This window comes from Acidobacteriota bacterium, from assembly GCA_016196035.1.
Taxonomy (GTDB): domain Bacteria; phylum Acidobacteriota; class Blastocatellia; order RBC074; family RBC074; genus JACPYM01.
The window spans coordinates 1-16857 of the sequence record JACPYM010000045.1 but is presented as its reverse complement, the minus strand read 5'-3'; the positions used below and the strand labels follow the sequence as shown (position 1 = coordinate 16857).

Sequence of the window (16857 nt, the reverse complement as noted above, 5' to 3'; positions counted from 1 at the left end):
GCCGGCCTCAATCGCCCGATTCTGACCGCAGTGCGCCGACTTCGACCGGCGCTTCGGTCGGCACTTCGGCTCGCTTGCGCCGGGTTCGCAGGCGCCGCAACCAGGCGCCGAGATCGTCAAAGAGCGAATAGGCCACCGGCGTCATCAACAGCGTCAGCAACAGCGATAAACTCTGCCCGCCGATGACGACGATGGCGATGGAGCGGCGCTCTTCCGCGCCCGGCCCACTGCCCAATGCCAGTGGCAACATGCCGGCGACCAGCGCGAGCGTGGTCATCAAAATCGGGCGCAACCGATCCCGATTGGCCTGAATGATCGCCTCGTAACTCGGCATGCCTTTGGCGCGCAAGCCATTCATGTGGTCAATCTGTAAAATGGCGTTTTTCTTGACCACGCCAAACAGCACCAGAATGCCCAGCGCCGAATAAAGATTGAGCGTGTCGCCCATCCACCACAGCGAAAACAACGCAAACGGCACCGACAACGGCAGGCTGATCAGAATCGTCACCGGATGGATCACGCTCTCGAATTGCGAGGCGAGAATCATGTACATGAACGCGACCGAAAGTAGAAAGGCGAGGATGAATTCACTGAAGGTGCGCTCCAACTCACGTCCGCGTCCGCCAATGGCATAGGTGTATTCCGGCGGCAACCCCAACCGCGCAAACTCCTGCCGCATGGCGTCCATGCGATCCTGCAAGCCGTAGCCCGGCGCGATGGCCGCATCCACGCTGACGACGCGCTGGCGATCCAGCCGGTCAATGCGCGAAGAGGATGTCGCGCGTTCCAGCGTGACCATGTTGTCCAACGAGACTAAGCCCGCTTTGGCAGAAGTCACGAACAACCGCGAGATCGTGTCGGCGTCATTGCGATCCCCTTGCGCAAGCCGCAATTCCACATCGTAATCCTGGTTGGCCGATTCATCGTGAAAGCGCGAGACGCGATCATCGCCGCCGACCATCAACCGCAAGGCCGTGGCGATTTCGGTAGTATCCACGCCCAGGTCGGCAGCCCGTATGCGGTCAATCTTGACGCGCAATTCCGGCTTATCAATTTTGAGCGAGACATCCGGATCAAGCAGCCCGTTGGTAAAGCCCCATTCGCGCATCTTGTTAGCGGCCTCGTAAAGCACCGACACTTCGGGGCCGCGTAAGTTGAAGCTCAAATCTGACCGGCCCGTGCCCAGGTTGATGGATTGCGGATTGCGCACCGAGGGCCGCAGGTGCGTGTACTTGCGCAGCTTGCCGCGAATCTGTTGCATCAAATCGCGCGCTGAATAGTTGCCCTTAAACACATCCTGCGGTTTGCCGCGTTTGAGGCAGTCCCAGAATTTCGTAAAATTGATCGTGCGTTCTTCGTGCGGCGCCATGCGCACATAGATGTCGCCGTTATTGATTGAATTGGAAAAACCACCCATGCCGCCACCGACCGACGCCAGCATCAAACGAATCTCAGGCATGACTTTCAATTCGCCCTCGACCGCCTGCATCGCCTCGTTCATCGCGGTGAGGCTGGTGCCTTCGGGCGCATTCAGGCCGATGGAAAATTCGGCTTCATCAACGTTGGTGGGAATGAATTCCTGCTTGACCTCACGATAGAGGGGCACCGAAGTCGCCACCACGGCAACCGCCAGCAGACACACGGTCAACCGATGGCGCATAACCAAATGCAGCATCCAGGTATAAAAGTGATCAAGCCAGGCATAAAAGCCGCGCCGCGAGGCCGGGCTGTGTTCCCCGCCCGCCACCGCATCTTCCAAATGCAGCAAGCGCGCGCTCATCATCGGCGTCAGCGTGAACGAAACCAGCAGGCTGACCATGATCGCAACCGCCGCCGTCAAGCCAAACTGATAAAGGAAGCGGCCCGAAATCGAAGACATAAACGAGACGGGCAGGAAGATCACGACAAGCGAGAGGGTGGTCGCCATCACCGCCAGACCGATCTCTTTGGTGGCCTCGCGCGCCGCCTCCATCGGATGCATCTTTTTCTCTTCGATAAAGCGGAAGATGTTTTCGAGCACCACAATGGCATCGTCAATTACGACGCCGACCATCAGCACCAGCGCCAGCATCGTCACGCTGTTGAGCGTGAAATCCAGCGCCCGCATCATCCCAAACGTCGAAATTACCGAAGCTGGAATGGCAATGCCCGCAATGATCGTCGAACGCCATGAACGCATGAAAACCAGTACGACCAGACAAGCCAGCAAGCTGCCCAGCATCAAGTGCACTTTGATCTCGTGCAGGGCGGCATTGATGTAGCGCGATTGATCCTGGATGACTTCGAGTTTGATGTCAGCGGGCATCTGCTGCTGCAACTTGGCGAGTTTCGCCTTGATCTCTCCGATCACCGCCACGGTATTCGCGCCCGATTGCCGGATAATGCCCAGCGTCACGGCCGGCGTGCCATTCAAGCGCGCCAGGGAACGGCGCTCTTTGGTGCCATCGGTCACGTTGCCGATGTCGCGGATGCGCACGGGCACGCTATTGATCGTGGCCACCACGATTTCGCTAAAATCGCGCGGATCGGTAATGCGCCCCATCGTCCGCAAGGTCAGTTCGCGCCGCCCCTGATCCACGTTGCCGCCCGGCACATCGGCGTTCTGGCGCACCAGGGCGCTGCGCACCTGCGTGATCGGAATGCGATAGGCCGCCAGCCGGTCGGAATCCACCCAAACATTGATGGCACGATTCGGCCCGCCGTTGATAAACACTTCGCCCACGCCGTTGGCGCGTTCCAGGTCAATCTTGATGCGCTTGTCGGCGATTTCCGCCAGTTCGCGCTGTGCCCGGTTGCCTGACAGGGCAATTTGCATGATCGGGAAAGAATCGTTATCGGATTTGTTGACCGAAGGCGGATCAGTGCCCGGCGGGAGTTCGCGCAGCACGCCCTGAATGCGGTCGCGCACGTCCTGCGCCGCCGTATCAATATCGCGGTTGAGATCGAAGGTGAGAATGACAAAACACGCGCCTTGCCGCGAAACGGATTTCAGCGTTTCGATCCCCTCGACGCGGTTGACGGCCTCTTCCAGCACCTGGGCAACGCTCGTCTCCATCTCTTCGGGCGCCGCGCCCGGCAACGAGGTGCGGACATAGATCGTCGGCACGTCAATTTTGGGGAAGCGATCCACGCCGAGTTTGAAATAACTGTCCGAGCCGACGACGACCAGGGACATAATGATCATTGCGGCAAACACCGGGCGCTTGATACAAATTTCAGCCAGCTTTTGCATAAACCGATTACCTTCTCTTCACCACTCCCAGCTTGTTGTTTGGGCGGCTTGCTTCAGAACCTGTCTTACGAACTGAGCGGTTCCAGCCTGGATAGGCTTTTCTGCCAGATAGTCTCTCAGAGAGACGTATACCATGACGGGGCAGTTGCGGAAAAACTGCGGATTAAAAATTCAAACGCGGAAGGCGCGCGCCTCGTGCAAAGTACAGAAAAGCCGCTGGCTTCCCCGCCCTCCCGCGCATACGCTCGCAACCTTCCGTGTTCCTACTTTTTGCGTACCTGATGTCTAGCCACTTTCATCAATGCCTACTCGGTATGCGTGAATCGCTTGGCATGCGTAGCGCAACCCGCCGAGTTGCGCTACGCAGCCTGAAACGCACTTCATTCTCGAAGTGGACATTTGGCAAAAGTGTTCTGGCATCAGGTTGCTTATGTTACCAACTCATTTCACGACCGTGATCTCGCGCGTCGTCACGTTATAGCCGCCATTTTCCACCACTTTGCCCGCCGTATTCACCAATTCCAGCTGGATGGTGTGTTTGCCCGCCATCCAGCCTTTCAGCCAAACCGGTTCCCACTTATCGGCAAACTGCGGCGCGCCATTATCCACCGTATACCGCACGCGGTATTTGCCGCCGTCGCCTTTCAACTTCGCGTTGGCCAGCCAGAAATCCAGCATAATCACGTCCGCCGCCGCGTCTTTGTATTCGCCCTTCGGACGGCTGTACGTCAGCAAGGGCTGTTTGGGCGAAAGCTTCGGCGCGGGCGGTGGCGGTGGCCCGGGCTGTGCGCTCGGCACCGTGAAGCTCACCATCTGAAAGGCCCCCGCGTTCTTGTAGCTTTCGTGCCAGGGCCGCGAGGCGAACACGCGAATCGTGTGCTGGCCCGGCGTCAGATTTTTGATTTCGAACGGCGTGGCAATGTCGTAATAGGCTTCGTAGGCGTTGTTGTCCAAAATCACGTGAATGTGATTGCCCGTGCCCGTCGCCGGGTCTTTGTGCGGATGGTAGCCCTTGAGGTCGCCGCTTAAATCCAGCTTCAGCGTCACGGTGTTGCCCGTGAGCTTTTCACCCGCCGTGGGCGCCACGATCTTGAGCGTCGGCGCGGCTTGATCCTGTTCGCCCCGCGCGGCCATTTGTTTTTTGATGCCCTCAGGACGTTCGACCGCCGTGATGTTTTGGGCGCTGACGGGGCTGGCGACAAACCCGGCGACACATAGCCCAGCGGCACACAGCGAGATTAGCAATTGAGTTATTTTCATATACTCCACTCCCTTGTTTAATTGGTTTTGCATTTCGTTGATGATTGGTGCTTCTGCGTCGGCAATCGTCAACGATGCCGCCACAGCCCGTCAAGTCAAAGCCTCCGGTCTGGTGCCCGTCAAAGTTTTGCGTGCTCTGGATACGCACCGCTTCCAGCGTGCTCTTGGCAAGAGTCAGCTTGGGAAGCACTAGATCGGTTTTCACTTCGGTGTATGGCAAAAAGCCGCGCAGCGGGACAGTACCGCGCGCGTCAGCAAGCGGTGCGTCAAGCACGGCGGACTGACGCACCGCCGAAGCGCCGCTTGCTGACGCGCGCGGTACCGTCCCGGCGCGGCGCGCCTACCGTACACGCAAATGAAAACCGATCTAGGTTGCCAGCCGAGAGCACGTTGGAAGCGGTGCGTACCCAGGGTTATTTCTGCCACGCCGCAAAAACAGACGGGCGGGTTACTGGCCGCGTCAACTTGAGGGGCTTGCCGCATTTGCTGCGGCCGTCTCTTCAATAGCGCTCGGAATTACTACCCAAACAACTCGACAATTTCCGCACGCCGCCTATAATCCACTCCGCAACCCAGCGGTACCCGGTTGTCTCAGACATTCAATCAGCACTCGATCCCGGCCAGCGGGAGGCCAGCCCCAAAGACACAACAACCCGCACGCTCGATTAGCCACCGGTCATTGCAACGTTTTTTTTGCCGAGACATACGTTGTCTCTTTGGCCTGCATACACTGCATCCCGTTATGACCAGCAAGACGAAACACCCAACGCCACGTTTGCGCCTGCAAGCTTATTTCCGCCTGCAAAAGCTGACAGCGGAAATTCAACGCGGGCGCTATTCAATCAAAGACGACCTCGCCCGCGTCAGCGAACGCACGCCGCGCACCGTCCAACACAAACTGCGCGAATTGGTGAATACGCCCATAACCCCGCTCCATTGCTGGCGCAGAAACGTGCCGCAAGTCTGTCTCTGCGCGCACGCCCGCAAATTTCATTGGCCTAGGTCGTTAAATGTCCAACCCGCTCTGCTAAATCATCAGTTATGAAAACGCCATCAAAAACGACTTCGCCTCAGCGCGAGCATCTGCGCCACCTGGAACGCGCGTTCTGGATTGACCACCAAATCCGCGCGGGCCGTCATCCGAATGCCACCACCATCGCCGCTCATTTTGAAATCACCACCAAGACTGCCCAGCGCACGCTCGATTTCATGCGCGACCGGTTGAAGCTGCCGCTCGGTTATTCGCACGAACTGCGTGGCTGGATTTACACCGAACCCGCCTACGCGCTGCCCGCCGTCGAATTGATGGAAGGCGATTTGATCGCCATCCTGCTGGCCGAAAAACTCTCGCGCCAATATCGCGGCACCGCCATCGCCCAGCAGGTCGAGCAAGCCTTCGCCAAAGTCATCAGCGCCCTGACCGAAACTGTCTCAATTGATTTGGCCGCGCTGGCCGAAGCGCATTCGTTTGAAGCCGCCGCCACCAGCGAACTCAACCCCGACACCTTCGCCCGCCTGGGCCGCGCCTGCCGCGAACGCCGCCGTCTCGAGATGGCCTACTTCACCGCCTCGCGCGGCGCTCTGACCCGCCGCCGCGTAGACCCGTTGCACCTGCGCAATCACCTGGGCGACTGGTATCTGATCGGCTGGGATCACCTGCGCGGTAAAGTGCTCGACTTTCACGCCGGACGCATTCGCGAATTGACCGTCTTGGAAGAAGACTTCGACTGGCCCGCCGGGTTCGCGTTGGAAAGCTACCTCAACTCCGGCTTCGGCATGATTCGCGGCAGCCAGCCCCTCACCGTCGAACTCATCTTTGACGAATACCAAGCCCGCTGGATACGCGAACGCGGCAAGTTCCACCCGACCGAAGAACGCGAAGAATTGCTGGATGGCCGCTTGAAGCTGACGATGCAGGTGACGGCGCTGGATGGCGTGAAGCGGTTCGTGATGCAGTATGGGGCGCATGTTGAGGTGGTGCAGCCGGAAGAATTGCGACAGGCGATTCGGGAAGAGGTTACTGCAATGCAGACGATCTACAACAACTCACAACCAGACCAATAGGAGGAAAAGTGACAACTGAGATTCCGCTTGAAACGCTCATCCGTTTCTGGGCCAAGACTCCCAAAGGCAAAGATAAAGCTAGATTTCCGCTCGCTTATCATCCGTTGCTCTGCCATTTGATTGACGTGGCAGTTGTGACCCTACGGATGTGGGATGAAGTTCTTTCCCACGCCGCAAAAAAGCGAGTTACAAAAGCATTGGGGTTGCCAATTGATGACATGGGAATCGCACTCGCCGGGAAACATGTCGCTTGGATCGCAGGCTTACACGATCTCGGCAAAGCTTCGCCACCATTTGCGTGGCGTGGAGACAACAAGGAGACCCGACGCTTGCTCAAACTATTCATCGCGCCGCCATTCCAATATCAGGGAGAGCAACCTCCACAAGCGAATCAAGCGCCGCATGGCTATGTTACCGCCGTGACCTTGCCATCTTTGCTCTGCGAATTTCAGGCAGACAAAACCTTAGCCAATCAAATTGGAGAACTTATCGGAGGTCATCACGGCATCTTTGCTTCCAATGAAGACCTGAATAAGCTGCGGAAAAGTCTGAAAAAGAATGGCATCTACGTTGGCAATTCAGACTGGCAAAAGGCCCGTCACGATTTGGCAAGGTATCTGGCGGAGTTGCTTGATTTCAATCTGGATTGTCTGAAATCACTTCCTTCACAGAAGTTTGATAACGCTACAGTTATGCTGATTGCCGGCCTGGTTTCAGTGGCTGATTGGATCGGCTCAAACACAAGCTATTTTCACTTGAAGGTGAAGAATGCTGTTACTGCCGACCTCTCACGGTTCAATGCCGCGAACTATCTGAGACATGCCAAAAAGAAAGCACGCAAAGCATTGCGCGAACTGGGGTGGCTCGGCTGGCCGGAACAACGAGAAGCAAAAGACTTTTTTGAGCTTTTCCCGACGCTAGAGCAGTACGGCGAACCATTGCCTGCTCAGCAAGCGATCCTAGAGTTAGCCAAAACCTTGAAAACTCCTGGTCTTGTCATCGTTGAGGAACAAATGGGCGCAGGCAAAACGGAAGCGGCAATCGCACTTGCTGACCGCTGGAACGTCGAGCTTGGACAACGTGGCATCTATTTCGCGCTGCCAACAATGGCGACCAGCAATCAGATGTTCGGACGTGTCTGCGAATATCTTACAACCCGATTTCCAGGTATTGATGTGCCGGTCTATCTGTTACACGGACATGCCTCACTTGTTTCCGATTTCAAGGATATCCGCAACAACAAGGCCAGAGCGACAGAGATTCACGACATAAGTTGTGATGGCGTGGAGGGGCGCAGCCAATGCCCAGGCAATCTGGTGGCGGCTGATTGGTTCACTTATCGTAAGAAAGGCCTACTGCCTCCATTTGGGATCGGTACGGTGGATCAAACCTTAATGGCTGCTTTGCGGACATCGCATGCTTTTGTGCGGTTATTTGGCCTTGCTCACAAGACGATCATCATTGACGAAGTTCACGCTTACGACACGTACATGACCAAACTGATTGAGAGGTTGCTGGAATGGCTTGGCGCGCTCAAATCGCCTGTGATTTTGCTTTCCGCCACTTTGCCGTCAGACAAACGCCGGGCGTTGATCAACGCATACGCGCGCGGGCTCTCTGGCGAGCGCGAACGTAATGACGAGCTTCCTGAGAGTGATTACCCTCGCCTTACGTGGACAACTGGCGACAAACCTCAAGCTAAGACGCTGTTACAAAAAGAGGAAAAGAAACGCAACCTTATGATTGAGTGGGTTGACGGCAGACTTGAGGAACAAGCCGACAGTTGCAGTCTGATTGGCAATTTGGGCAGGAAGTTGCGGGACAAGTTGGAGAATGGAGGATGCGCGGCAGTCATCTGCAACACAGTAGGGCGGGCACAACAAATGCATCGGGCTTTGAGCGCGTTCTTCGATCCTGAAACGGAGCTTGACTTGTTTCATGCGCGATTTCTGTTTGAAGACCGTGAGCGGCAAGAAAAACTGGCACTCTGGCGTTTCGGCAAAGCTAAAAAGAAGGTGGTTTTTGGCGATGGCGATGAACGCGAAGCCGAACGTCCGAAAGGAAGATTTGTTCTGGTTGCTACGCAGGTTATCGAACAAAGTCTTGATCTGGATTTCGACCTGATGGTTAGTGACTTCGCGCCGACCGACTTGTGGCTGCAAAGGTCAGGCAGAATCTGGCGGCACGATGGCAATCCGCGTTATGAAATCGAGCAACCGACGCTGTGGCTTTGCCAGCCGGAAATCGGTGAAAACGAAATACATTTCGACAGCGGGACGGAAGCAGTTTATCAACCTGGCTGGATTCTGTTGCGCTCGTGGCTGGCGCTTAATGACCAGCAATGGCAACTTGCCACCAGTCAACGCCTTGTCAAAATCCCCGATGAAATCGAGCCGCTGATTGACGCTACCTACCCCAAAGATGACGCTGGCAGTTCGGCAGATTGCCCTGCGCATTTTACGCCGCAACAGTGCAGTTTCTGGCGAACACTCAAGGAAAAGCACGACAACCTCCAAAAGGAGCATGAGAGCTTTGCCGAAGAAAAACTATTGCGCGAGCCGCAAAATACTGAGCACCTGGGCGAGTTCTTCAGTAGAGACCTGGAAGAAGACCTCGAAAACATTCACGCCACACACCGTGCGCTGACCAGACTCGGTGATTCCATTGGCGTCATCTGTTTTAACGAAGGCGACTCCTTCGATGAAAAAGCGATCCCTGATCCTGATGAAACGGAAAAGCTTTTGCACCGCTCGGTCACAATCTCTCGCAAAGGCTTGGTACAACAACTACGAGCTTTGCCGCTTCCGTCTGGGTGGAAAAAATCACCGCTGTTGCGCCATTACCGCAAGATTGTTCTGGGTCGGGAAATTGAAGGTCTTGACTACGTGCTCAAGCTGGATAAACGGCTCGGCATATTGATTGAGAAACGAGGAGGCAAGCAATGAGTGAAAGTAAGGTTAAGTTCAGTTTCAACTTGATCAACGGCGAAGACGACTCGCGCCAGAACTGGATTCCCTGCCGCATGGCGCAAGGTCACGGCGCAAGGCTGAAGTTTTTCGGCCTTGCCAAATTGTTTGCGCAGGCCAGCCAGATTCGGGAAATTATTGGCGACTCGCCGCCTGTCACAATTGCCCTTTATCGCCTCTTACTTGCAATCGTGCATCGCAGCCTCGGCCCGCTTTCGTACCAGAGAGACTGGCTGCGATACCGGAATGACGAAGGCCTGTTTCAAGAAAGCATCCGTGCTTATCTGAATCGCAAAGAGCCGGTCGAGATTGCAAAGCGGTTTGACCTGTTTGGCCCGGACTACCCGTTCTATCAAAGCAGCAACACGATTGCCGTCCGGGAAAATCTCGACCAGGACTTTTGGGGGAAACTGGTTCTTCAGGACCCAGGCAGTGCTTTGCTATTCGAACACGTTGCCGCTTCCCAACCATCAACTTTGACTGAAGCGCAGGCTGCGCGCTGGTTGCTTGCGCTCCAGGCTTTTGATACGGGCGGCACCAAAACGGCAGAGATAGACAAGGAAATGGCAGGCCCAGCCCCGTTGCTGTTGGCCGCCACGGGAATTGTTAAAGGCCGGAACTTGTTTGAGACCCTGATGCTCAATTTGTGCTGGCGCGATCAACCGTTCTTCACTGCTTATCGGCAAGGCGGCAACGACCTGCCTGCCTGGGAAAGAGAAGACGCCCTCGCATCAGCCGTGCGGGAACCTGTCGGCTATCTTGATCTACTAACCTGGCAAAGCCGCCGGATCAAACTTGTCCCAGAACGCGATCTGCAAGGAGACACCGTAATCAGAAAAGCGGTGATTATGGTCGGCTATCAGTTTCCCAAAACCTATGAACTGGTTGAGAAGGAAACGATGAGTGCTTTTGTCGCCGCACGCTCTGCGAACGCCAAGAAAGGGTACTCCCCGTTGAGCTTTTCACTCAATCGCGCGCTTTGGCGTGATTCGTTTACGCTCTTCCACAACATCAAGGACAAACAAAGCAAACCGTTGATGTTTGACTGGCTGAATAACCTGGAAGCAGAAGGTGCTATCGAAGACGCCAAAATGTTTCCGATTGATTTCTTCGGCATTTGTGCCGATCAGGCAAAGCTGCATTTATGGCGACACGAGAGACTACCGCTACCGCTGCGCTATCTGAACGAGGAAGAGCTTTGTCTGGAACTGGATCGTGCGCTGGTCTTTTCGGAGGATTCGGCCAAGCTGCTCGCCGCCGCCGTGCGACGTTTTCTGGCGCTCACCCTGATACCCGCCAACGACCGCGCTAACCCGAAATACTTTCAACCACTGTTGAAGAAAGAGGAGCGCGCCGAGGTAAAGAAAAAACAAATCGAATACGAGAAGAAAAACGGCTACAAAGCCGCGCCCAAGAAGCCGCATCCGATTGACGCAAAGGTGCAAGCCAGCGGCGCAGAACTGCATTACTGGCCGCGCCTCGAAAATGAATTCCGGCGTTTGCTGCAAGCCTTAGCATCCGCGCCAAGCGGCGCACCGCTTCAACAACTCCTGACCGCTACGCTACTGCAAGACGAGGCGCCAACGCCCGTCAAAGCCAGCAAGTGGCGGCCCAAGCGTGTGAGTTGGGCTGAAGCAGTGAGCAAGGCCGTGCGCCAATCATTTTGGGAAATCGTCGGCGACCGTGGGAAAACGGCGCGAACTTTGCGCGCCACCGCGCTGGCTGAAAACTGGTTCAACGCGGAATTCAACACACGCCAAAAGACCTACCTCAAGGGCAAAGCCGTCAAACTTGATGACCAAACCAACACTGAAAGGAGCAATGCATGAGAGTGAACTGCGAAGCTAGGTATCAACCTGACTCGGATGAAAAGCGCAATGTCCGCACGTTTGTTGAGTACCTGGAATGTCTGGCTGGATTTATCGGGCCAACCGACGATGAAAGCGAGGAACGCCGGAAAGAGAATCAATCGTCGGAGGGGCGCGCGGCGCTGGCGCGCTTGCGACGCACGCTTGGCAAAGACCCGGATCACGCAATGCGGGCTTACGAGTATGTCGTGCGCTGGACACAGAACCTTGACGAGCAGTTTCCCAGAAGGGCTTACGACAAAGCTCAACACGCGCAATACGAGTGGCATGTAAGTTGTTACTTTCATGTTGCTTCGCTCTTTGCGTACTACCACCAAGGCCGCAGTTGGCACCATGCTGCCGACCTCGGCAAAGCGGCGCGAAATTTCGGCGCGTCGCTACGCCTACTCGACGAAGGGCAGCGAAAAGAAAGCAATGCCGGAGAAGCACAAGAACGCTCAAAGAGCTTGGAAAAACGCATCACCGCTTTACTGATGAGCCGTCGTGCTGATTTACCGGAGCGGTTGCGCCATGCCGTTGCGCTTCTCAAAGCAGAAAAAATTCCGGTTGACTGGGTGCAGTTGCTCGAAGACTTGAAATGGTGGGACGAAGATTCTTCCCGCCGTTCGAGCAGCAATCCCATTCCATCCGTCCAGCGCCGCTGGGCCAATTCCTTTTGGCGCGTCACGCTTTTTGACGCAAAGCAATCGGCGGCTGACGAAGCGCCCGCCGCCACAACATCAACCCAAGACAAGGAGGAGAACCAATGAACATCGAACTGCATATCCTGCAAAACTTCGCGCCCTCGAATCTCAATCGGGATGATACCGGCTCGCCCAAATCCTGCCGATTCGGCGATTACGAACGCGCGCGCGTGTCCAGTCAGGCGCTCAAGCGCGCTGCCAGAAACTACGTGAGAGACCGTGGCTTGCTGACGCAAGATGAACTCAGTCAACGCTCGCGGAAATTCAAAGCGCAGCTTACGACAAGGCTTGAGACGGCTGGCTTCACGGCGGAATTGTGTCCTTACATTGCGCATCTGGCGGTGCGGAGCCTCAAAGTCAAAGTGAGCAAAGATAATCTAACGGCTTATTTGCTCTTCCTGAGTCAGAGTGAAGAAGACAAGATCATTCAACTCTGCATTGACCACATGGAGACGCTCAAAGCCTACGCAGAGGCGCATGTGGCAGCCGAGAAAAAGGCGAAACCAAAGAGCAAGCCAAAGCCAGCGGAGGGAAATGCCACTGTGCCGGAAACTGCGGAGGCGAAGCTATCAGCGGAAGAAATTGGCACGGCGGAAGACGCGAAGGCCGAGGAGGAGGAGGAAGACAAAGAGATCAGGCTACCAAAGGAACTAAAGAGCAAAGTAGATGCTTTGCAAAAAGAGTTTCAAAACGCGCTTGATCTCAAACACGCGGCGGACATTGCCATGTTCGGCAGAATGCTGGCCGATTTGCCGGAAAAAAACCGCATCGCCGCCAGCCAGGTTGCTCACGCGATTTCTACCCACGAAGTTAGCGAAGCAGAATTCGATTACTTCACGGCTGTTGAAGACCTAGCGAAATTCGGCGAACAAGGCGCCGGTCAAATAGGCGAGGTTGAATTCAACTCGGCTTGTTATTACCGCTACGCGAATATCAGCAAGGCGCAGTTGTGGGAGAAGAATCTTGACAAGAACACCGGGCTTGCCAAACGCACTTTGGCTGCTTTTCTGCGTGCCTTCGTTTGCGCGGTTCCATCTGGCAAGCAAAACAGCTTTGCCTCGCCCACACCGCCCTCGCTGGTGTTGGTTGTACTGCGAGATGGTGATTTGTGCTCGCTCGCCAATGCGTTTGAGCGACCGATCAGTCGCACGGAACGTGACGAGCACGGCGTCGTTGGCAGTTCCATCCGGCGGTTGCTGAACAGACTTTATGGGCTGGAAGAGATGTATGGCGAATTCAACGGTGCGCAACGGGTTCTCGTTTCCACTGATGCCAAAGAACATCTGGCGACTTACAGCCAACTCGCCGACCTCGAACACCTGAAAGACAAACTCGCTTGGCGAGAGGTCGAAGCTACTGACGATGGCGGCAATCAGCGGGAAGCCATCGTTTACTCGGTACCGCAATTGATTCAACAAGTCGTGGACGAAGTTTTCCCCGATGAACCAGAACCACAGGAAGAGGGGGCCGTATGAAGACCTTGCTGTTGCGGCTTGTCGGCCCGATGCAATCGTGGGGCATAGACAGCCGCTTCGTGATGCGTGAAACCGGTTTGGAACCATCCAAGTCCGGCGTCGTCGGCTTGCTCTGCGCGGCGCTCGGCAAGCCAAAAAAGGACGAAGAGGCCGAACATCCCGATTATCCGCCGCTGAGCCGTTTGGCAGGATTGCGCCTGGGCGTGCGGGTAGATCGGCCAGGCGTGCTGCAAGCGGATTACCACACGGCAGGCGGCGCGCATCTGCCCGAAGAAACTACAAAAGGCAGTTGGCAGCTTTATGGCGTCTTGAAAGCTGCCGCCGAACCACGCAGATTCGATGAACCACCAAGAAAAGGCGACCTCAAAACCGAACTGTCTACTCGCTTCTATCTTGCCGATGCAGCATTCCTCGTAGGGCTGCAAGCGATGGATGCGGAAGATGAATTCTGGTTGGGGAGAATTCAGAATCGGTTGAAGAAACCGCGTTGGCCAATCTATCTCGGACGCAAATCCTTTGTGCCCTCAGAGCCAGTTTGGTTTCGAGACCCTGACCTTGAGCAATGGTCGTTGCTGCCATTGGAGAAAGCCCTCTCCCTGCACCCTCGCTTGGTGAAAGATGCTTCGCCGCTTCGATTGGTGCTGGATGCCAATCCTGATGACCCGGTGCAATCAGCCGAAGCGATTGCTAGAAAAGATGTGCCAACCTCGTTTGAGCAACGCCAATTCACAACCAGATACGTGGTCAGCAAGTTTTTAGAAAGGAGTCTTGGGTCATGACCTCGAACCTTTTTTTGTCACGACTTATGTTCAACCCGCTCTGCGGCCACGTGCGCCGCGATCTGGCCAATTGCCAGGACTTGCATCGCACCTTGCTGAAAGCGTTTCCAGCACAAGCGGCCAGTGACACCGGGGCGCGGGCGGAATTCGGCGTGCTCTACCGCGTCGAAACGAATCCGCGAACCGGCGCGGTGACGGTGCTGGTGCAAGCGCAACACAAGCCGGATTGGTCGGTGTTGCCTGCTGATTATCTGCTTGCAGAAGCTGGCGAGCCGAAGCCCATTGCCGAGGTTTATCAGGCTTTGCAGCCGGGGCAGCGGTTGCGCTTCCGGTTACGGGCCAATCCGACGCGGGCGGTGACGGCCTTTGACGCCGCGGGCAAGATCAAAAAGAACAGCCAGCGGGTAGACCTGCGCGGTGAGCCAGAGCAGTTGGAATGGTTGCGGCGCAAGGCGCAGGACGGCGGCTTTCGCTTGCTCGCGTTGCGCGTCGCGCCCGAAGTGCCGAATACGCAGGTGCAACCGGCGGGCAAGACCTTGGGTTGGCGCGTGGATGTAGCGGGTGAGCACAAACGGTTGACGTTGGCGGCAGTCGTTTTTGAGGGCGAATTGGCCGTCACGGACGCCGCGCAGTTTCTACAAACGCTGCGGCAAGGCATCGGGCGCGGCAAAGCCTACGGGTTTGGGTTGCTTTCGATTGCCCGCGCGGCGGTCTGAAAGTACAGCGAGCTTGCCAGTTCGCTGTTTTGCCGGTGAACCGCATGGTTGCCCATGCAAACATCAGCAACCTGGAAAGGTTGCTATACACACTGCCAGTCAGGAGGTAAATGAAATGGCCATGAAAGATTTGCACGCGCTGCCCAAGGTACGGGACAGCTTCAGCTATCTGTATGTCGAGCACAAAAAGATTGACCAGGAGGACAAAGCCATCGCGTTGCACGATAAGGCGGGCAAGGTGCCGGTGCCGTGTGCGGGATTGACTTCGTTGCTGTTGGGGCCGGGGACGAGCATTACGCACGCGGCGGTCAAGACGCTGGCCGACAACGGGTGTCTGGTCTTGTGGCTGGGCGAAGCGGGCGTGCGGTTTTATGCGCAGGGGTTGGGTGAAACGCGGTCGGCGCGCAATCTGTTGCGGCAAGCGTGGGCCTCGACGCATCCGCCCGCGCGCTTGCAGGTGGTGCGGCGGCTCTATGAAATGCGCTTCCCCGATCCGCTGGAACCGGGCTTGACGCTGCAACAGATTCGCGGGCACGAAGGCATCAGGGTGCGCGAAGCCTACGCCCGGATGAGCCGTGAGACGGGCGTGGCGTGGCACGGACGTTCGTACCGGCGCGACGATTGGAGCGAAGCCGACCCGATCAACCGCGCGTTGTCGGCGGCCAACAGTTGTTTGTACGGCGTCTGCCATGCGGCGATTGTTTCGGCGGGGTATTCGCCCGCGCTCGGCTTTATCCATACGGGCAAAATGTTGTCGTTCGTATATGACGTTGCCGATCTTTATAAAGCCGAGACGACGATCCCGTTGGCCTTTCGCGCCGTGTCCGAGGGTCCTTATGAACTGGAAAGCCGTGTGCGGCGGGCGTGCCGCGATACTTTTTATCGCGAGAAACTGTTGCAGAAGATCGTGCCGGATTTGGATCAGGTGCTGGCGGCAGCGACACCGCCAGCAGATGAGTTAGAGGATTACGACGGCACAGACGATCCGCCCGGCGGGTTGTGGGATCCGCAATCAGGCACGCTGCGGGGCGGCGTCAATTGGGCGGAGGACGCCGGTGAAGAGCCGGAAAGGAGGTAAGCCATGGTCGTGATCATTCTGGAAAAAGTCCCGGCGAGCGTGCGCGGTGAATTGACGCGCTGGCTGCTGGAACTGAAAACAGGCGTTTTTGTTGGCAATGTCTCCGGTGCGGTGCGGGACGCCTTATGGTTGCAAGTGTGCAGCAAAATGAAAGGCGGCGCCGGCATGCTTTTGCACAATACTGCCAATGAACAGGGCTACGCGATTCGCTTGCATGGGAAGACCGCGCGACAGATTGAGAATCTCGACGGCCTGTTATTGATGCGAATTCCGGCAGTAGACAAACCGGAAGGTCAGCCGGAGGCACCTCAACTGTAACAATCAGGAACAGAAAGCCATCGGGTTGGAAGCAATCGACTGAAGACATAAATGCCCATTTCGCCTGTAACCCTTGTATTTTTTAGTAGCGTCCCCGCGTGTGCGGGGGTGAACCGCCTTGAGATTACAGGCGGGAACTGGCGTGACGAGCGTCCCCGCGTGTGCGGGGGTGAACCGTCTGTGAATCAGTACCTAAAACATAGGTAAAAAGCGTCCCCGCGTGTGCGGGGGTGAACCGGCTGGGCAAGCGCTCAGCCTTTTTCTTTCAAGAGCGTCCCCGCGTGTGCGGGGGTGAACCGCACGCAGATTGCGCGACTGACCGGCTGTTATACAGCGTCCCCGCGTGTGCGGGGGTGAACCGTAAACAGAGGCGATGGAGCCGTGATTGCAACGCAGCGTCCCCGCGTGTGCGGGGGTG

General features: G+C 56.4%; 12 protein-coding genes and 1 CRISPR repeat array. Of the genes, 9 read left to right on the top strand and 3 right to left on the bottom strand.

The features are described from left to right. Positions 1 to 7: 7 nt before the first annotated feature. The 3 genes from HY011_14680 to HY011_14670 all read right to left on the bottom strand — a co-directional run bounded on the left by HY011_14680 (position 8) and on the right by HY011_14670 (position 5486). Positions 8 to 3232 carry an efflux RND transporter permease subunit gene (locus HY011_14680; GenBank protein MBI3424173.1) on the bottom strand — a complete coding sequence of 1075 codons (3225 nt, stop codon included), beginning with the start codon at positions 3230 to 3232 and terminating at the stop codon, positions 8 to 10. 441 nt (positions 3233 to 3673) lie between these two features. Next, positions 3674 to 4492, bottom strand: coding sequence for a hypothetical protein (locus tag HY011_14675; protein MBI3424172.1), 819 nt, complete (start codon positions 4490 to 4492; stop codon positions 3674 to 3676). Positions 4493 to 5330: 838 nt separating this feature from the next. Beyond that, the gene (locus tag HY011_14670; GenBank protein ID MBI3424171.1) at positions 5331 to 5486 is read right to left on the bottom strand and encodes a hypothetical protein; all 156 of its coding nucleotides are present in this window, start codon (positions 5484 to 5486) and stop codon (positions 5331 to 5333) included. Positions 5487 to 5533: 47 nt separating this feature from the next. On the opposite strand from HY011_14670, the gene HY011_14665 reads away from it, so the two are divergent. The 9 genes from HY011_14665 (at position 5534) to cas2e (ending at position 16439) form a co-directional block, all read left to right on the top strand. After that, entirely contained in the window at positions 5534 to 6556 is a 1023-nt protein-coding gene (locus tag HY011_14665) for a WYL domain-containing protein (GenBank protein ID MBI3424170.1), read from the top strand. A gap of 8 nt (positions 6557 to 6564) precedes the next feature. Further along, on the top strand, positions 6565 to 9501 hold the full coding sequence (gene cas3, locus HY011_14660; protein ID MBI3424169.1) for a CRISPR-associated helicase Cas3': 2937 nt from the start codon (positions 6565 to 6567) through the stop codon (positions 9499 to 9501). Then, positions 9498 to 11351: a type I-E CRISPR-associated protein Cse1/CasA gene (gene casA, locus HY011_14655; GenBank protein ID MBI3424168.1), complete on the top strand. Its 1854-nt coding sequence runs from the start codon at positions 9498 to 9500 to the stop codon at positions 11349 to 11351. Before cas3 ends, casA begins: the two co-directional genes overlap by 4 nt. 170 nt (positions 11352 to 11521) lie before the next feature. Beyond that, positions 11522 to 12139 carry a type I-E CRISPR-associated protein Cse2/CasB gene (gene casB, locus HY011_14650; GenBank protein ID MBI3424167.1) on the top strand — a complete coding sequence of 206 codons (618 nt, stop codon included), beginning with the start codon at positions 11522 to 11524 and terminating at the stop codon, positions 12137 to 12139. Beyond that, positions 12136 to 13548 (top strand): type I-E CRISPR-associated protein Cas7/Cse4/CasC, encoded by a 1413-nt coding sequence (gene cas7e / locus HY011_14645; protein ID MBI3424166.1) that lies wholly within the window; start codon positions 12136 to 12138, stop codon positions 13546 to 13548. Before casB ends, cas7e begins: the two co-directional genes overlap by 4 nt. Further along, positions 13545 to 14327 (top strand): type I-E CRISPR-associated protein Cas5/CasD, encoded by a 783-nt coding sequence (gene cas5e, locus HY011_14640; protein MBI3424165.1) that lies wholly within the window; start codon positions 13545 to 13547, stop codon positions 14325 to 14327. The genes cas7e and cas5e overlap by 4 nt, the downstream gene beginning before the upstream one ends. Continuing rightward, entirely contained in the window at positions 14324 to 15043 is a 720-nt protein-coding gene (cas6e, locus tag HY011_14635; protein MBI3424164.1) for a type I-E CRISPR-associated protein Cas6/Cse3/CasE, read from the top strand. The genes cas5e and cas6e overlap by 4 nt, the downstream gene beginning before the upstream one ends. 115 nt (positions 15044 to 15158) lie before the next feature. Continuing rightward, positions 15159 to 16121: a type I-E CRISPR-associated endonuclease Cas1 gene (gene cas1e / locus HY011_14630; GenBank protein ID MBI3424163.1), complete on the top strand. Its 963-nt coding sequence runs from the start codon at positions 15159 to 15161 to the stop codon at positions 16119 to 16121. A 3-nt stretch (positions 16122 to 16124) separates the two neighbouring features. Then, entirely contained in the window at positions 16125 to 16439 is a 315-nt protein-coding gene (gene cas2e / locus HY011_14625) for a type I-E CRISPR-associated endoribonuclease Cas2 (protein MBI3424162.1), read from the top strand. An 87-nt stretch (positions 16440 to 16526) separates the two neighbouring features. Further along, positions 16527 to 16857: direct repeats of the CRISPR family, unit length 24 nt; unit sequence AGCGTCCCCGCGTGTGCGGGGGTG.

What these genes read in the sequence shown, in the direction of transcription:
- HY011_14680 (MBI3424173.1), bottom strand. Translation starts at nt 3,232, where the DNA reads ATGCAAAAGCTGGCTGAAATTTGTATCAAGCGCCCGGTGTTTGCCGCA.
- HY011_14675 (MBI3424172.1), bottom strand. Translation starts at nt 4,492, where the DNA reads ATGAAAATAACTCAATTGCTAATCTCGCTGTGTGCCGCTGGGCTATGT.
- HY011_14670 (MBI3424171.1), bottom strand. Translation starts at nt 5,486, where the DNA reads ATGAAATTTGCGGGCGTGCGCGCAGAGACAGACTTGCGGCACGTTTCT.
- HY011_14665 (MBI3424170.1), top strand. Translation starts at nt 5,534, where the DNA reads ATGAAAACGCCATCAAAAACGACTTCGCCTCAGCGCGAGCATCTGCGC.
- casA (MBI3424168.1), top strand. Translation starts at nt 9,498, where the DNA reads ATGAGTGAAAGTAAGGTTAAGTTCAGTTTCAACTTGATCAACGGCGAA.
- cas7e (MBI3424166.1), top strand. Translation starts at nt 12,136, where the DNA reads ATGAACATCGAACTGCATATCCTGCAAAACTTCGCGCCCTCGAATCTC.
- cas5e (MBI3424165.1), top strand. Translation starts at nt 13,545, where the DNA reads ATGAAGACCTTGCTGTTGCGGCTTGTCGGCCCGATGCAATCGTGGGGC.
- cas6e (MBI3424164.1), top strand. Translation starts at nt 14,324, where the DNA reads ATGACCTCGAACCTTTTTTTGTCACGACTTATGTTCAACCCGCTCTGC.
- cas1e (MBI3424163.1), top strand. Translation starts at nt 15,159, where the DNA reads ATGGCCATGAAAGATTTGCACGCGCTGCCCAAGGTACGGGACAGCTTC.
- cas2e (MBI3424162.1), top strand. Translation starts at nt 16,125, where the DNA reads ATGGTCGTGATCATTCTGGAAAAAGTCCCGGCGAGCGTGCGCGGTGAA.